General features: G+C 52.6%; 16 protein-coding genes and 1 tRNA gene. 10 read left to right on the top strand and 7 right to left on the bottom strand.

Annotated features, from left to right (window positions below; genetic code table 11):
• Positions 1 to 11 precede the first annotated feature (11 nt).
• Positions 12 to 578, bottom strand: coding sequence for an elongation factor P (gene efp, locus HV318_RS15900; protein ID WP_010427766.1), 567 nt, complete (start codon positions 576 to 578; stop codon positions 12 to 14).
• Positions 579 to 618: 40 nt separating this feature from the next.
• Here efp and epmB point away from each other — a divergent pair, with 40 nt between their 5' ends.
• The gene (gene epmB / locus HV318_RS15895) at positions 619 to 1,647 is read left to right on the top strand and encodes an EF-P beta-lysylation protein EpmB (RefSeq protein WP_182273466.1); all 1,029 of its coding nucleotides are present in this window, start codon (positions 619 to 621) and stop codon (positions 1,645 to 1,647) included.
• A 42-nt stretch (positions 1,648 to 1,689) separates the two neighbouring features.
• On the opposite strand, the gene HV318_RS15890 is transcribed toward epmB, so the two are convergent.
• Positions 1,690 to 2,043, bottom strand: a complete 354-nt coding sequence (locus HV318_RS15890) for a DUF4156 domain-containing protein (protein ID WP_182273465.1) — start codon at positions 2,041 to 2,043, stop codon at positions 1,690 to 1,692.
• Positions 2,044 to 2,286: 243 nt separating this feature from the next.
• Between HV318_RS15890 and HV318_RS15885 the strand changes: the two genes are divergently transcribed.
• Entirely contained in the window at positions 2,287 to 2,964 is a 678-nt protein-coding gene (locus HV318_RS15885) for a nucleoside recognition domain-containing protein (RefSeq protein ID WP_182273464.1), read from the top strand.
• Positions 2,945 to 3,406, top strand: a complete 462-nt coding sequence (locus HV318_RS15880) for a YjiG family protein (protein ID WP_182273463.1) — start codon at positions 2,945 to 2,947, stop codon at positions 3,404 to 3,406. The genes HV318_RS15885 and HV318_RS15880 overlap by 20 nt, the downstream gene beginning before the upstream one ends.
• A gap of 62 nt (positions 3,407 to 3,468) precedes the next feature.
• Here HV318_RS15880 and groL read toward each other — a convergent pair whose 3' ends face one another.
• Both groL and HV318_RS15870 read right to left on the bottom strand, forming a co-directional pair.
• A complete protein-coding gene (gene groL, locus HV318_RS15875) occupies positions 3,469 to 5,112 on the bottom strand; it encodes a chaperonin GroEL (protein ID WP_182273462.1) in 1,644 nt (547 codons plus the stop codon).
• Between the two features lie 31 nt (positions 5,113 to 5,143).
• A complete protein-coding gene (locus HV318_RS15870; protein WP_003855929.1) occupies positions 5,144 to 5,437 on the bottom strand; it encodes a co-chaperone GroES in 294 nt (97 codons plus the stop codon).
• A gap of 178 nt (positions 5,438 to 5,615) precedes the next feature.
• Between HV318_RS15870 and yjeH the strand changes: the two genes are divergently transcribed.
• A complete protein-coding gene (gene yjeH, locus HV318_RS15865; RefSeq protein WP_182273461.1) occupies positions 5,616 to 6,854 on the top strand; it encodes an L-methionine/branched-chain amino acid transporter in 1,239 nt (412 codons plus the stop codon).
• Positions 6,855 to 6,899: 45 nt separating this feature from the next.
• Here the strand turns inward: yjeH and HV318_RS15860 are convergent, their stop codons facing one another.
• On the bottom strand, positions 6,900 to 7,364 hold the full coding sequence (locus HV318_RS15860) for an FxsA family protein (protein WP_182274609.1): 465 nt from the start codon (positions 7,362 to 7,364) through the stop codon (positions 6,900 to 6,902).
• 335 nt (positions 7,365 to 7,699) lie between these two features.
• Between HV318_RS15860 and aspA the strand changes: the two genes are divergently transcribed.
• From aspA to HV318_RS15830, 6 genes are all read left to right on the top strand, one after another.
• A complete protein-coding gene (aspA, locus tag HV318_RS15855; protein WP_182273460.1) occupies positions 7,700 to 9,136 on the top strand; it encodes an aspartate ammonia-lyase in 1,437 nt (478 codons plus the stop codon).
• Positions 9,137 to 9,252: 116 nt separating this feature from the next.
• Positions 9,253 to 10,554, top strand: coding sequence for an anaerobic C4-dicarboxylate transporter (locus tag HV318_RS15850; protein WP_182273459.1), 1,302 nt, complete (start codon positions 9,253 to 9,255; stop codon positions 10,552 to 10,554).
• 113 nt (positions 10,555 to 10,667) lie between these two features.
• Positions 10,668 to 10,991: a divalent cation tolerance protein CutA gene (gene cutA / locus HV318_RS15845; RefSeq protein ID WP_182273458.1), complete on the top strand. Its 324-nt coding sequence runs from the start codon at positions 10,668 to 10,670 to the stop codon at positions 10,989 to 10,991.
• Positions 10,967 to 12,676 (top strand): protein-disulfide reductase DsbD, encoded by a 1,710-nt coding sequence (locus tag HV318_RS15840; protein ID WP_182273457.1) that lies wholly within the window; start codon positions 10,967 to 10,969, stop codon positions 12,674 to 12,676. The genes cutA and HV318_RS15840 overlap by 25 nt, the downstream gene beginning before the upstream one ends.
• A gap of 48 nt (positions 12,677 to 12,724) precedes the next feature.
• Positions 12,725 to 13,300: a transcriptional regulator gene (locus HV318_RS15835; RefSeq protein ID WP_182273456.1), complete on the top strand. Its 576-nt coding sequence runs from the start codon at positions 12,725 to 12,727 to the stop codon at positions 13,298 to 13,300.
• A 173-nt stretch (positions 13,301 to 13,473) separates the two neighbouring features.
• Positions 13,474 to 13,549, top strand: a tRNA-Phe gene (locus tag HV318_RS15830).
• Positions 13,550 to 13,744: 195 nt separating this feature from the next.
• Here HV318_RS15830 and HV318_RS15825 read toward each other — a convergent pair.
• Together HV318_RS15825 and HV318_RS15820 are read right to left on the bottom strand one after the other, a co-directional pair.
• Positions 13,745 to 14,776, bottom strand: a complete 1,032-nt coding sequence (locus tag HV318_RS15825; RefSeq protein WP_016807923.1) for a tyrosine-type recombinase/integrase — start codon at positions 14,774 to 14,776, stop codon at positions 13,745 to 13,747.
• Between the two features lie 60 nt (positions 14,777 to 14,836).
• A complete protein-coding gene (locus HV318_RS15820) occupies positions 14,837 to 16,456 on the bottom strand; it encodes a TraI domain-containing protein (protein ID WP_182273455.1) in 1,620 nt (539 codons plus the stop codon).
• Positions 16,457 to 16,473: the final 17 nt, after the last annotated feature.

The raw sequence follows: 16,473 nt of genomic DNA, 5'->3' as shown, positions 1-16,473 counted from the left end.
ATTTACATGAATTACTTCACGCGGGACACGTATTCGCCGGAGCGGGTATCCACTTTGATCACTTCGCCAGTCTGTACGAACAGTGGAACTTTAACCACTGCACCGGTAGACAGTTTGGCTGGCTTACCGCCGGTACCTGCGGTGTCACCTTTCAGGCCTGGATCGGTTTCAACGATTTCCAGCTCTACGAAGTTTGGTGGGGTCACAGCGATAGGCTGGCCGTTCCACAGGGTCACGATGCACTCAGCCTGATCCAGCAGCCATTTAGCGCTGTCGCCTACTGCTTTCTCATCAGCAGACAGCTGTTCGAAAGTCGAGTTGTTCATGAAATGATAGAACTCACCGTCGTTGTACAGATAGGTCAGGTTCATATCAACAACATCAGCGCCTTCAGCAGAGTCAGTAGACTTGAAGGTTTTCTCAACACGGGTGCCAGTCAGCAGGCGGCGCAGCTTAACGCGTGCGAATGCCTGGCCTTTACCTGGTTTAACGAATTCGCTGGCTTCAACCGCATACGGTTCGCCGTCCATCATGATTTTAAGACCAGCACGAAAATCGTTGCTATAGTACGTTGCCATAAGGCCCTCTAAATTTGTTAACTGGTAGCTAAGCCACAAAATGGCGCATATTGTAACCCTAAACACCCCGTCCAGAGAAGATTGGTTATCGCAACTTGCCGATGTAATCACCAGTCCTGATGAATTGCTGCGTCTTTTAGACCTCGATCAGCATCAAGAGTTGCTTGCAGGCCGTGAGGCGAAGCGGCTCTTTGCCCTGCGCGTTCCCCGCGCATTTGTTGCCCGCATGGAGAAAGGCAATCCTGATGACCCGCTATTAAAACAAACACTTACCTCACAGGATGAGTTTGTGACTGCACCGGGTTACAGCACCGATCCGCTGGAAGAGCAGAACAGCGTGGTGCCCGGTTTACTGCACAAATACCTCAACCGCGCGCTGCTGCTGGTGAAAGGCGGTTGTGCGGTAAATTGTCGTTATTGCTTCCGTCGACACTTCCCGTACGCCGAAAATCAGGGCAATAAACGCAACTGGCAGGTTGCGCTGGATTACATTGCGGCCCATTCAGAGCTGGATGAGATTATTTTTTCCGGTGGCGATCCGCTGATGGCAAAAGATCATGAGCTGGACTGGTTGCTGACCCAGCTTGAAGCTATCCCGCACATTAAACGCCTGCGTATTCACAGCCGCCTGCCGGTCGTGATCCCGGCACGTATTACTGACGGGCTGGTGTCGCGCGTTGAACAGTCTCGTTTGCAGGTACTGCTGGTAAACCATATCAACCACGCGAACGAAATCGACGAAGCGTTCCGTTCCGCAATGGCGCGTCTGCGTAAAGCGGGTGTGACGCTGTTGAACCAGAGCGTGTTGCTGCGCGGTGTGAATGATAGTGCCCACGTGCTGGCCAACCTGAGCAATGCCTTGTTTGATGCAGGTGTGATGCCTTATTACCTGCACGTGCTGGATCGCGTGCAGGGTGCGGCGCATTTCATGGTCACGGATGAAGAAGCCCGGCAGATTATGCGCGAACTGTTAACGCTGGTTTCTGGCTATATGGTGCCAAAGCTGGCACGTGAAATTGGCGGTGAGCCGAGTAAGACACCACTGGATTTGCAACTGCGGCAGAGCTAGTTTCCCTCACCCTCTCCCCACAGGGGAGAGGGGAAAAGACAATCAGTTCGGGCACTTATACACCTGGCCGTTCATCTGGCTGGCCGTTGGCACGAAGCTGGACAGCATACCCTGCGTTGGGCTGCTCACACCGTAAATCACGTTACCACCCATTGCCGCAGCCTGGTTACGCAGGGCGTTTGCCGCACCACGCATAGAGCCACCTTCTTCGCCGTGTTGGCCCGACATCCAGTTGCTTTGCTCACCGCTTGCCGTGCCTAAAAACTGGCATTCGCTGCCCGGCTTATCTTCCACAAAGCGAACACCCTGACCCGCGGCCGACAGCTCATTGCTGGAGCTACAACCCGCCAGCAGCAATGCTGCCCCTACGATCCCTGCACAGACTTTTACGCGCATGTTATTCCTCGTTTTCAATAAGCTGGACAGTAGTTGTCCGTGTGTAAATCTTATACTAAAAAGATGACCAAAAGAAAAACCACCGGTCATTATCTGCGACATCCCCGCGAGAAAGCGTTACGTCCCTAAATAGATTCTGATAATAGCCGTATCGGTATCGTCTTTTACGGCTTTTTTTGCTCTAAGTAGCACTCCATTGGCGTATTTTCCTGCGCCCCAGGGATAAATTCATAAGGAGGCAACATGAGCAATCCCCCCCACAGCCAGAGAAAAGTAACATGGTCGGGGTATCTCGTTTTCATTATCACCATTATTTTCTTTTCCGGTTTGTTCTCGAAAACCACCGAATGGTGGCGAGTGTTTGATTTTACCGTACTGAACGGCACGTTTGGTCAGGTCAATGGGGTCGCGGCAACCCCCGCCTCTTTTCGCGGTATTGGTGGCACAGGTGCAAAGGATGGCTTTCTTTTTGCCTTAGAGCTCGCCCCATCGGTCATTTTATCTCTGGGTATTATTGCCGTAACCGAAGGGTTGGGCGGTCTTCGCGCAGCACAACAGCTGATGACGCCGATCCTCAAACCCCTGCTGGGTATCCCTGGTATTTGCTCTCTGGCGCTGATCGCCAACCTGCAAAACACCGATGCCGCTGCCGGGATGACGAAAGAAATGGCGGATGACGGCACGATCACCGACAGGGAGAGGGCTATTTTCGCCACCTTCCAGACCAGCGGCAGCGCCATTATTACCAATTACTTCTCATCAGGTGCTGCCCTGTTTACCAGTATCACGGTTCCGGTGATTACTCCCCTGGTCGTTATCCTTATTTTTAAGTTTATCGGTGCCAATTTTTTACGCCTGTGGATTGCCCGGATTGAAAACCGACAGCTAAAGGAGCCACAAAGTGACAGCACTCGTGCGTAAAAACATCATGGATATGTTTATCGATGGAGCCCGCCGTGGGTTTACCATTGCCACCACCAGCCTGCTACCTAATGTCGTGATGGCCTTTGTCATTATTCAGGCACTGAAAGTTACGGGGCTTTTGGATATTGTCGGCAAGGTGTGCGCCCCCATTATGGCGATTTGGGGATTGCCCGGCGAAGCCGCTACCGTTCTGCTGGCAGCAGTCATGAGCATGGGAGGTGGCGTCGGCGTCTGTGCGAGCCTGGTTGCCACCAGTACGCTTAACGGCCATGATGCGACCATTCTCCTGCCTGCGATTTATTTGATGGGTAATCCAGTGCAAAACACTGGCCGTTGCCTCGGCACTGCAGGCGTGAACCCTAAATACTATCCACACATCATTACTATCTGCGTGATTAACGCCCTGCTTTCACTTTGGGTGATGCAATTACTCTTCTAAAAGAAAGCCCCGGCATTTCTGCCGGGGGCTTCTTTATTTCCGCAAGACGCAGAACAACATGATTACATCATGCCGCCCATACCGCCCATGCCACCCATGCCTGCAGCACCTAAGTCAGGTGCGTCGCCTTTAGGCAGGTCGGTCACCATGCACTCGGTGGTGATCATCAGGCCAGCGACAGATGCCGCGTACTGCAGAGCAGAACGGGTCACTTTGGTTGGATCCAGGATACCGAAGTCGATCATGTTGCCGTATTCTTCAGTTGCTGCGTTGTAACCGTAGTTACCTTCGCCTGCTTTCACGTTGTTGGTCACAACAGATGGCTCTTCACCGGCGTTGGACACGATCTGACGCAGTGGAGCTTCCATTGCGCGCAGCGCAACTTTGATACCCACGTTCTGATCTTCGTTCTGAGCAGTCAGGCCGGACAGTTTCGCGGCAACACGCACCAGCGCCACACCACCACCAGCAACCACGCCTTCTTCTACCGCAGCACGGGTCGCGTGCAGGGCATCGTCAACACGTGCTTTTTTCTCTTTCATTTCAACTTCAGTCGCAGCACCGACTTTGATTACCGCAACACCGCCTGCCAGTTTCGCTACGCGCTCCTGCAGTTTTTCACGGTCGTAATCGGAAGTGGCTTCTTCGATCTGCTTACGGATCTGACCAACACGGCCCTGAATCGCCGCTTCGTCGCCCACGCCATCGATGATGGTGGTGGTGTCTTTGTTGATCACAACACGTTTAGCCTGGCCCAGGTCTTCCAGGGTCGCTTTTTCCAGCTCCATACCGATCTCTTCAGAGATGACGGTACCGCCGGTCAGGGTAGCGATATCCTGCAGCATCGCTTTACGGCGGTCGCCGAAGCCAGGTGCTTTAACCGCAGCCACTTTCACGATGCCACGCATGGTGTTAACCACCAGGGTCGCCAGCGCTTCGCCTTCAACGTCTTCAGCAATGATAACCAGCGGTTTGCCTGCTTTCGCAACGGCTTCCAGCACTGGCAGCATTTCGCGGATGTTGGAGATTTTCTTGTCAGCCAGCAGGATGAACGGGCTTTCCAGCTCAACAGCGCCAGTTTCTGGCTTGTTGATGAAGTATGGGGACAGGTAACCGCGGTCGAACTGCATACCTTCAACCACGTCCAGTTCGTCTTCCAGACCGGTACCGTCTTCAACGGTGATCACGCCTTCTTTACCGACTTTATCCATCGCTTCCGCGATCAGTTTACCTACGGTTTCGTCGGAGTTAGCGGAGATGGTACCTACCTGAGCAATGGCTTTAGAGTCAGAGCACGGTACGGACAGCGCTTTCAGTTCTTCAACAGCGGACGCGACAGCTTTGTCGATACCACGTTTCAGATCCATTGGGTTCATGCCCGCAGCAACGGCTTTCAGACCTTCGGTGATGATAGCCTGAGCCAGCACGGTCGCGGTGGTGGTACCGTCGCCTGCAGCGTCGTTCGCTTTAGAGGCCACTTCTTTCACCATCTGCGCGCCCATGTTTTCGAACTTGTCTTCCAGCTCGATTTCACGTGCTACAGAAACACCATCTTTCGTGATGGTTGGCGCGCCGAAGGATTTGTCCAGCACTACGTTACGGCCTTTCGGGCCCAGGGTTACTTTAACTGCATCTGCCAGTACGTTTACGCCGCGGAGCATTTTTACACGAGCGTCGTTACCGAATTTTACGTCTTTAGCTGCCATGTTCTTATTTCCTCAAATTCTCGTGCGTAAATTACGCTTCAACAATTGCCAGAATGTCGCTCTCGGACATGATCAACACTTCTTCATTGTCGATCTTCTCGGATTTCACGCCGTAGCCATCGTTGAAAATGACGATGTCACCAACTTTAACGTCCAGTGGCTGCACAGTTCCGTTTTCCAGAATGCGGCCCTTACCGACAGCGATGATTTCGCCACGCGTTGATTTGGCTGCTGCAGAACCGGTCAGAACGATGCCGCCAGCAGACTTGGTTTCAACTTCTTTACGTTTGACGATCACACGATCATGTAACGGACGAATACTCATTGATAGCTCTCCTTTGAGAAAGTCTTTATCAGTTATGGATGACGCCGATCCGCATGCGGTTTTCCGGCTAGTGCTCTGAGAGATGGGGATAGCTTTTTCCCCCTTCAAGGGGGAGTCGAAAAAAAATTTGCGAAAGTGTTACCATCGCTTCTCTTTTGATGGTGGCAGGACGATGTAAATGAGTGGACTCAAGCAGGAGTTGGGGCTGGCACAGGGCATTGGCCTGCTCTCAACCTCCTTGTTAGGCACGGGCGTGTTTGCAGTACCCGCGCTGGCGGCACTGGTGGCCGGAAATAACAGCCTGTGGGCATGGCCGGTACTGATTGTGCTGGTGTTTCCGGTAGCGATTGTCTTTGCCGTGCTCGGGCGACATTTTCCCAGCGCAGGCGGTGTTGCACACTTTGTCGGCATGGCATTTGGCCCGCGTCTGGAACGCGTTACCGGCTGGCTATTTCTTTCTGTGATCCCGGTCGGCCTGCCTGCGGCATTGCATATCGCGACGGGCTTTGGGCAGGCGCTCTTCGGCTGGCATAACGAACAACTGCTGCTGGCCGAACTGGGCACGCTGGCAATTGTCTGGTGGGTCGGCTCACGCGGAGCCAGTTCCAGCGCCAACCTGCAAACGCTGGTCGCGGTGCTGATCGTCGCACTCATTGCCGCCATCTGGTGGGCGGGCGATATCTCCCTGGCAGAGATCCCTTTCCCGGCTATCACGGATGTCGATCATTCCCAGCTGTTCGCCGCACTTTCGGTAATGTTCTGGTGTTTTGTCGGTCTGGAAGCGTTCGCTCACCTGGCATCCGAGTTTAAGCAGCCGGAACGTGATTTTCCCCGAGCCTTGATGATTGGCCTGCTGCTGGCAGGCACGGTTTACTGGGCCTGTACCGTGCTGGTGTTGCACTTCAACGCGTTCGGGGCGGATAAAGCCGCCGCCGCATCGCTGCCGGGCATCGTGGTTGCGCTGTTTGGCGTGAAAGCACTATGGGTCGCCTGCGTCATCGGCTATCTGGCCTGTTTTGCCAGCCTCAATATCTATATTCAGAGCTTTGCCCGTCTGGTGTGGTCTCAGGCGCAATATAAACCGCAAAGCCGCCTTGCTCGCCTGTCAAAACGTCAGCTCCCGTTAAATGCATTGAATACCGTACTCGGCTGCTGCGTGCTGAGCACGCTGTGTATTTACGGGCTGAACATCAATCTGGATGCGCTGATTGTCTACGCCAACGGCATCTTCATCATGATCTATCTGCTGTGCATGCTGGCGGGCTGTCGTCTGCTAAAGGGGCGTTTTAAAGCGCTGGCAGTCATAGGGGGTGTGCTGTGTCTGCTACTGCTGGCGATGGTGGGATGGAAGAGTTTGTACGCCATTATTATGCTGACGGGACTGTGGCTGTTCTTACCGAAACGCAGTGTGGTTTAAGGTGTTGTAGGCCCGGCAGGTGCAACGCCACCGGGCAAAATCAGCTTAACGATCGTCTTTGTGATCTAAACGGTCGTTCTGCTCGTCCTTACGCTGATACTCCCCTTCAAACGTATCCCCTGGCCCTGTACTGAACCCACCACCTGGCATGCGGCTGAAACGCAGGTGTGGCAGCAACTTCATGGTCAGGTGCTTTTGCACCGGCGGCAACAGCAGCAACAGACCGAGGAAGTCAGTGAAGAACCCCGGCAGGATCAGCAGCAGGCCCGCAATAATCAGCGACACGCTTTTGATCATCTCGGCAGCCGGGCTTTCGCCTGCAGCCATCTTTTGCTGCATTAACAGGAAATTTTTGAAACCCTGGTTGCGCACCAGCGACACGCCGATGACAGAGGTGAAGATCACCAGAATCAGTGTCAGCAGGACACCCAACACATGGGCAACCTGGATGAAAATTGAAATCTCAATGTAAACATAGAGAAAGAAAGCAATAAACGGTACCCAGCGCACTGGCATCTCCTGTATGGCAGGTGCCATCTGGCCCCTGTCTGAATGTGTTCGCGAAACGCGTCTGTAAGAGATGGAGACGGTTAGCCAAAATTCAATCGGTTTGCACGGATATTTTTTCTGGAAATATTAAAGCGGTGACTCATTTCACAGATTAATAATTATCATGCATTCGAGACGATAATAAGTGATCCAGCTTACGGCAATTCGCTATCATCAGCATATGATCTCGAGCATCTGGCTGATTGAGGGAATAATCGTCGGTCAGAAAATATTCAAAACCACATATATACTGTGTGTTTAGTACAATCCATCGGCAGCTTGAAAAGAAGGTTCACATGTTAAACAACATTCGTATCGAAGAAGATTTGTTGGGTACCAGGGAAGTTCCAGCGGATGCCTACTATGGTGTTCACACTCTGAGAGCGATTGAAAACTTCTACATCAGCAATAGCAAAATCAGTGACATCCCTGAATTTGTACGTGGCATGGTTATGGTGAAGAAAGCGGCAGCACTGGCAAACAAAGAGCTGCAAACCATTCCAAAAAGCGCTGCAAATGCGATTATCGCCGCGTGCGATGAAGTGCTGAACAATGGAAAATGCATGGATCAGTTCCCGGTTGACGTCTATCAGGGCGGCGCGGGTACCTCCGTCAACATGAATACTAACGAAGTGCTGGCAAACATTGGCCTGGAGCTGATGGGTCACCAGAAAGGTGAATACCAGTACCTGAACCCGAACGACCACGTTAACAAATGTCAGTCTACCAACGATGCCTACCCAACCGGCTTCCGCATCGCAGTGTATGCCTCTGTGGTGAAACTGGTCGACGCGATTAATCAACTGGGCGATGGCTTCCAGCGTAAAGCGGTTGAGTTCCAGGATATCCTGAAAATGGGTCGTACCCAGCTGCAGGATGCGGTGCCAATGACCCTCGGCCAGGAGTTCCACGCGTTTAACGTTCTGCTGAACGAAGAGACCAAAAACCTGCTGCGCACCTCCGAGCTGCTGCTGGAAGTGAACCTGGGGGCAACCGCCATCGGTACACGTCTGAATACGCCGGATGGCTATCAGCAACTGGCCGTACAGAAACTGGCTGAAGTCTCTAACCTGCCGGTTACGCCTGCTGAAGACCTGATTGAAGCCACCTCTGACTGCGGCGCATACGTCATGGTACACAGCGCCCTGAAACGTCTGGCGGTGAAATTGTCCAAAATCTGTAACGACCTGCGCCTGCTCTCCTCCGGCCCACGCGCTGGCCTGAACGAAATCAACCTGCCAGAACTGCAGGCGGGTTCGTCCATCATGCCAGCGAAAGTTAACCCGGTGGTGCCAGAAGTCGTGAACCAGGTCTGCTTTAAAGTCATCGGTAACGACACCACCGTGACAATGGCCTCTGAAGCGGGTCAGCTGCAGCTGAACGTGATGGAGCCCGTCATTGGCCAGGCGATGTTTGAATCTATCCACATCCTGACTAATGCCTGCTACAACCTGCTGGAAAAATGCATTAACGGCATTACCGCGAACAAATCCGTGTGTGAAGGCTATGTGTATAACTCCATCGGGATCGTCACCTATCTCAACCCGTTCATCGGCCACCATAACGGCGACATCGTCGGTAAGATTTGTGCCGAAACCGGTAAGAGCGTGCGTGAAGTGGTACTGGAGCGTGGGCTGTTGACCGAAGCCGAGCTGGACGATATTTTCTCGGCGCAAAACCTGATGCACCCGGCCTATAAAGCGAAACGTTATACCGATGAAAGCGAACAGTAACAGTTCAGGCTAAGCTTGCGAAAGGCACGTCACTTGTGACGTGCCTTTTTTCTTTTTAGGCGTTACCAAAATACAACAATTCAATATCAACTTGTTAATAAACAAGGCAGGTCCTTATGTTTGGAGCAGAACTCGTCATCGTCTTGTTGGCGATTTATTTGGGAGCAAGACTCGGGGGTATCGGCATCGGTTTTGCTGGTGGTCTCGGGGTGCTCGTTCTTACCCTTATCTTTCAAATCAAACCCGGCGCAATTCCTTTTGACGTCATCGAAATCATCATGGCGGTCATTGCCGCTATCGCAGCCATGCAGGTGGCAGGCGGTATGGACTACCTGGTGAGCCTGGCGGAGCGTATGTTGCGCCGCCATCCAAAATACATCACTTTCCTTGCCCCGCTGGTGACCTGGTTTATGACCATTCTAGCCGGTACTGGCCACACCGCGTTCTCTACGCTGCCGGTGATCACTGAAGTGGCGAAAGAGCAGGGTATTCGCCCATCTCGTCCGCTCTCTATCGCCGTGGTCGCGTCCCAGATTGCGATCACCGCATCACCCATTTCTGCCGCCGTGGTCTTCTTCGCCGGTATCCTTGAACCGATGGGTGTGAGCTACCTGACGCTGCTGGCAATCTGTATTCCGGTGACGCTGATTGCCGTCATGATCACTGCCGTGCTGTGCAACTTCCTCGGCGCTGAGTTGAAAGACGATCCGGTTTACCAGGAACGTCTGGCAAAAGGTGAAGTGAAACTGCGTGGCAGCCAGGTCTTCAAGCTGAAGCCACACGCAAAACGTTCCGTGCTGCTGTTCCTGATCGGTATTGTCGCGGTGATGTTCTACGCGACCGCCATCAGTGACACCGTGGGTCTGATCCAGAACCCGGTACTGCCACGTAACGAAGCAATCGTGGTGTTCATGCTGACGATCGCAACACTTATCAGCATCACCTGTAAAATCGACACCAGTGAAGTGCTGAATGCCAGCACCTTCAAATCCGGTATGAGCGCCTGCGTGTGCGTACTGGGCGTGGCCTGGCTCGGTGATACCTTCGTGAAAGCACACATCAGCGATATCCAGACCGTTGCGGGTGACCTGCTGCACAATTACCCGTGGCTGCTGGCTGTGGTGCTGTTCTTTGCCGCCACCCTGCTTTACTCCCAGGCGGCCACCACCAAAGCGCTGATGCCTGCGGCACTGATGCTGGGTGTGACTCCTCTGACGGCGATTGCCTCATTTGCAGCGGTTTCTGCACTGTTCGTGCTGCCAACCTACCCAACCCTGCTGGCAGCGGTTGAGATGGATGATACCGGCTCTACCCGTATCGGTAAGTACGTGTTTAACCACGCATTCCTGATCCCGGGCGTCGTCGCGATCACCCTTTGCGTCATTCTCGGCTTTATCATCGGCGGCGTTGTGCTGTAAACGCCGGGGAGTTGTAAAAATAGTTAAAATCGGGCCGCTCTGCGGCCCGATTCATTAATGAGCAATCGCCTTGCGTGATATAGTGAAGACTTTCGTGATGAGGAGGTCGACCTGTGAACACGCCTGATGCTGTTGTTGTACTTTGTACCGCCCCTGATGAAGCCTCTGCCCAGGATCTCGCCGCCAAAGTGCTGGCCGAAAAACTGGCAGCCTGCGTTACACTCCTCCCAGGAGCCACCTCCCTGTACTACTGGGAAGGGAAACTGGAGCAGGAATACGAAGTCCAGATGCTGCTAAAAACCAATCTGACAAACCAGCAGGCGCTCCTGGACTGCCTCAAATCTCATCATCCCTATCAAACCCCGGAACTGCTGGTACTGCCAGTGGCCCACGGCGATAACGATTATCTCTCATGGCTCAACGCTTCTTTACGCTGATCCTGCTGCTCTGCAGCACGTCAGTTTTTGCCGGGTTGTTTGACACACCCGGCCGCTCGAATTTTATCCCTGCCGACCAGGCATTCGTTTTCGACTTTCAACAGAACCAGCATGACCTCAACCTCACCTGGCAGGTGAAAGAGGGCTATTACCTCTATCGCAAGCAAGTTAGCATCACGCCGGCTCAGGCAAACGTGGGTGCATTGCAGATGCCCGCAGGCGAGTGGCATGAAGACGAGTTTTATGGCAAAAGTGAAATTTATCGCCAGAACTTAAGCGTACCCGTCACGGTTAATCAGGCCGGAAAAGGGGCCACGCTGACCGTCACATATCAGGGCTGCGCCGACGCTGGTTTCTGCTATCCACCGGAAACGAAGATTGTTCCGCTGAGCGAAGTGAAAACTGTCACTGACGTTTCCCCGCGCCCCTCCGGGGAGAGGGTCAGTGTGAGGGGAGAAGGCGAAACCACTTCAGACCTCCCCTTCTCCGCACTCTGGGCCTTACTGATTGGCATTGGCATCGCCTTTACGCCGTGTGTGCTGCCAATGTACCCTCTGATTTCCGGTATTGTGCTTGGCGGTAAGCAACGTCTTTCCACCGCCCGTGCGCTGCTGCTGGCCTTTATTTACGTGCAGGGTATGGCATTGACCTACACGGCACTTGGTCTCGTGGTCGCTGCTGCCGGGCTACAGTTCCAGGCAGCGCTGCAACACCCTTATGTGCTCATCGGCCTGTCAGTTGTGTTTATTCTGCTGGCCCTGTCGATGTTTGGTCTGTTCACCCTGCAGTTGCCCTCCTCCCTGCAAACCCGCTTAACGTTGATGAGCAACCGTCAGCAAGGCGGATCGGCAGGTGGCGTATTTGCGATGGGTACCATTGCCGGGTTGATTTGCTCCCCCTGCACAACCGCACCACTCAGCGCTATCTTGTTGTACATCGCTCAGAGCGGCAATATGTGGCTTGGCGGTGGTACGTTGTATCTGTATGCACTGGGCATGGGTCTGCCGCTGATCATGATGACGGTATTTGGTAACCGTCTGCTGCCGAAGAGTGGCCCGTGGATGGAGACGGTGAAAACCGCGTTTGGTTTTGTCATTCTGGCGCTTCCGGTGTTCCTGCTGGAGCGCATCATTGGTGACGTCTGGGGCATTCGTCTGTGGGCGATGCTTGGCGTCGCATTCTTTGCCTGGGCGTTTATCGTTAGCCTGGGGGCAAAAAAACCGTGGATGCGCCTGGTGCAAATCCTGCTGCTCGCGGCTGCACTGGTGAGCGTGCGCCCACTTCAGGACTGGGCATTTGGCGCTCCGGCTACGCAAACGCAGGCACACCTGAACTTCACGCAGATTAAGAACGTAGACGAACTTAACAGTGCCCTGGCGCAGGCTAAAGGTAAACCGGTTATGCTCGATCTCTATGCTGACTGGTGTGTGGCCTGTAAAGAGTTTGAAAAATACACCTTTAGCGACCCACAGGTGCAAAACGCGCTGAAAGAAACGGTTCTGCTGCAGGTGGACGTTACAGCAAACAGCGCGCAGGATAAGACCCTGCTGAAGCAACTTAATGTGCTTGGGCTGCCCACTATCTTATTCTTCAATGAACAAGGTGAAGAGCAGTCGATGCAGCGTGTAACCGGGTTTATGGATGCGGCGGCATTCAGCGCACATTTGCGCGATCACCAACCATAAACAACACTTTAAACGGGACAACCGTTGGGAATAGCGGAGGAGAAAACCGTGCAACGTGAAGACGTACTGGGACAAGCCCTGCAATTACTTGAGATTCAAGGGATCGCCAGCACCACGCTTGAGATGGTAGCCGACCGTATCGATTACCCTCTGAATGAGCTAAAGCGCTTCTGGCCCGATAAAGAAGCGCTGCTTTATGATGCCCTGCGCCATCTCAGCCAACAGGTTGATGTCTGGCGCAGACAGTTGATGCTGAATGAAGAACTGACTGCGGAACAAAAGCTGCTGGCACGCTATACCGCGCTGACCGAATGTGTGAGCAACAACCGCTATCCAGGCTGCCTTTTTATCGCTGCCTGTACGTTCTTCCCCGACCCCAGCCATCCGATCCACCAGTTAGCAGATCAGCAAAAACGTGCGGCGCATGATTTTACCCACGAGCTGCTGACCATGCTTGCAGTGGATGACCCGGCGATGGTGGCGAAACAGATGGAACTGGTGCTGGAAGGTTGCCTGAGCCGCATGCTGGTGAACCGTAGCCAGGCCGATGTGGATACCGCGCACCGTCTGGCTGAAGACATACTGCGTTTTGCCCAGTGTCGTATGGGTGGCGCACTGACCTGATTCAGGGACGTGCAACGGATATCATCAGGAACCACTTAACACGGGCTCGGTCTGAACGATTTATGCAATTTCGACGCACAAACCGACAAATTGCCGCAAACTTAAGCAGTTGAACCGTTTTTCCCGAAATAATGTTGACGGCCATGCTCGATTGCGGTTTAATGCGCTCCGTTGCCCGGATAGCTCAGTCGGTAGAGCAGGGGATTGAAAATCCCCGTGTCCTTGGTTCGATTCCGAGTCCGGGCACCACTAATTTTGCATCAAAGCACGCTGGTTAAGAGATGAGAACCTTAACGGGCGGTTAATACAGGGGCCGGTCATTACGGAATGTCCTCCGGTGTAGGCGTATCTGCACTGGTTAACGTTTCTGAATCAGTCCCTCAAGTCAGGGAGCCTGTGTCCGCAGGCTCCCTGTTCTCGATCACTGGCAATAATCCCAGTCAATCAGTTTTGTGTCAATAGTTGTAATTCCCTTTCTACACAGAGATCTGTGTGCAGCGACAATTCTTCTTCCAGTGTTTTTCCCACAATGTCCATATTGAGTTCCACATATTCCATTGTTGTGCTTACGCTACGATGACCCAGTAAATCTTTAACCAACTGAAGATTCCTTTCCGGTGCTTTCATCAGTTCTGTAGCCAGGGTATGTCTGAAACGGTGCGGCGAAACGGCAAAACCACATTCCTTTGACAGACGGCGAAAAAAGGAGCGGATCTTTTGATGCATCACTGTCACATCATTCCTATCAAATTTTGCCTTTTTCCCGGCAATGTAAAAACTGACATCGAAGAGGTTATCTTTTGGCCCGGCTCCAGCCTCCGTTGCCCGTGTAAGAAGAAGCTGTAGCCGCAAACGCAGCTGCTTAACAACGGGAACGCGCCATTCCCTGTGCGTTTTACTCCCCTCAAGGCGCAGATCTATATAACCTTCTGTCAGATTGACGTCCCTGAGCTGAATATGCAGCAGTTGATTTTGCCTCATTCCCGTATATCTGAGCGTATCCAGGACGGTTATCCAGAACCAGGCCGGGTAAAGCGCACTCCGACCGCCACGTGCGAAAATTTTCCGGTTGGATTCAATTTCAGCCTGCTGCATTATCAGATAAAGGCGGGTTAGCTGAGAGCGGTTTAAAGTCCGCTTTTTCTTTCTGTCCCGCTGTACAGTGCAATTGTTAAAAGGGTTTTTGCCCGCAGGCAATAAACCACTTTCCATAGCATAGTTATAGAGGGCCCTGAGATGTGCAATTTTATTGTTCCAGGTCTGCGCCGATTGTTGCTTTTCTCTGAGTACATGTCGCCGCCATCTGAGTACTTCATGATGTGTAACCATTGATGGGGTTATGTCTGCCCCCGTAAATTTCAGGAATCCCTTTACAACCTTTGCGTAGCTCCATTCTGTTGCAGCTCGCAGGTTTCGGGCGAAGAAGTACTCCTCAAGCAATTCTTCCCATGTCGTATAATGGTTTTTGTCAGACATACAGCATTTCCTTTTTCTAAATCAAGCTGCCCTTAAGGGCCCTCATGGACTGCCCCTCCTTCACAGGAAAGACAGAAGTCCGCTGTCTTCAGGGGAAGACGCCCCTCTGAAAAGGTGTGTAGTCTTGACAAGATATCCACTTACAGGTTTAAACGTGCCTTCTTTGCCAGGCGAGTGGTACAGTTTTGCTTTAATAAAACGCTCTCCCCTGCGCACCCTGTGAATATGCAGCTTCTCAAATTCAATTTGTATGGAATCCCTGCTTAGCTCTGCTACGCTTTCTCTGATGTAAAGATAAAATATGTCCGGAACCCTGAGAAAGATGAACCCTGCAACTGCATGCGCCCTCGAATCAGGCTGATTAATATCAATTCGCTTGCTCTTAAGTCCTTCAGAAAGCCACCTGACAAATTCAGTGCCAGTCTGTTTTTTTATCACTGTTTTTTGTGCGTCAATGTTAATGCTGTGTAAAGGGATGTTATCCTCTACAGCGCGTTCAGGGAAAGAGTCTTCTGCTACTGTCTGATTTATCTCAGGCTTATCAGCTTCGGGACTTAGTTCATTAAGGGGGGAAAATTCTGGCACACTTTCTGCTCTCGTACTGATTGAAGGCTCTTCATCACATGCTTCAGTCCCGGTCATATCAGGCTCTGCAATTGCACTGAACAGACTTAGCAGCATCTCTGTATCAGCCTTCTCTGTTTCGTTTGGATCACATTCCGTAATCTCGCCTGCCTTTTCATTGCTGACGAGATTGCTGTCATCAGCCATCGGCACCGGTGCAATAGAAGATGCGAGTTGAATACCCTGCAAATCTGGAACTTCTGGCGATGCAGTTTTAAGTTTTGCTTCTACTGACGGTTCTGATTCAATCTCTTGATCAGACGGCGTTTGCGTAACTGAAAGGGCCGGCTCTATGAGGGTGTTAACTTTCTCATTTGCCCCGGATACCTCCAGCGAAGGCGATTCCACCTTTTCAGCAGCTTGCTTCATTAAGCTTCTAATAAGTGGCATCGCCGGATGCTGGTTCCATAAGGCCCCGGTAAGATTGCCCAGAGCTTCGGGATTTTCTGCCAGCCATCCTGTCGCCTCTGCTGGCACAAGTTGTCCTGCTGCCAGCGCTGCAAAAGCTGAGGAGTTGTCAGCTTCCCGGAAGCGAAATCGATAAGGTGAGTCCGGAACGGTTATTCCCGGAAGCCAGCTTTTACCATCAAGCAGCTCACCCTCCAGAGACGCCAGGAGCGGCAAATGCCAGAACAGTGCAGACCAGAAAATGACTGCATTCCACATCACGTTTTGCTCTGCCTGCTCTTCTGGCGCAGCTCCGGGTGGAAACATGTATCCTTTGGCCAGTCTGACCGCACAGGTTGTGAACTGCAGCGTAAGGTCCCCGAAGCCGTCTGACTGCGACCACCTTCCCTGCTGTGTTGCCGGCACATTCTGTACCCTGGCCAGTAAGCCATGCAGTGGCGTTATATAAAACCGGTGATAAACATCCGCCGGAAGTGAGCTGTTTTCCCATATTTGTTGCAGGCAGGTTTTTCTCAACGGACTACAGCACAGCGTATCGACCGTACGCGGAGTGTGGTAGCCGGCAGGTGTGACAGCGGATACATGATGTGCTGGTTCCGGTTCACCTTTTGAAAACAGAAACCTAAGGGTCCTGATTCTGTCGCGCATGATTTTCTCCTGGTATA

It is taken from the genome of Enterobacter sp. RHBSTW-00901 (genome assembly GCF_014103115.1).
In the GTDB taxonomy this organism is placed as follows: domain Bacteria; phylum Pseudomonadota; class Gammaproteobacteria; order Enterobacterales; family Enterobacteriaceae; genus Enterobacter; species Enterobacter cloacae_P.
Note: the sequence above shows the minus strand (reverse complement) of the source record. Positions and strands in the feature narration are given on the sequence as shown.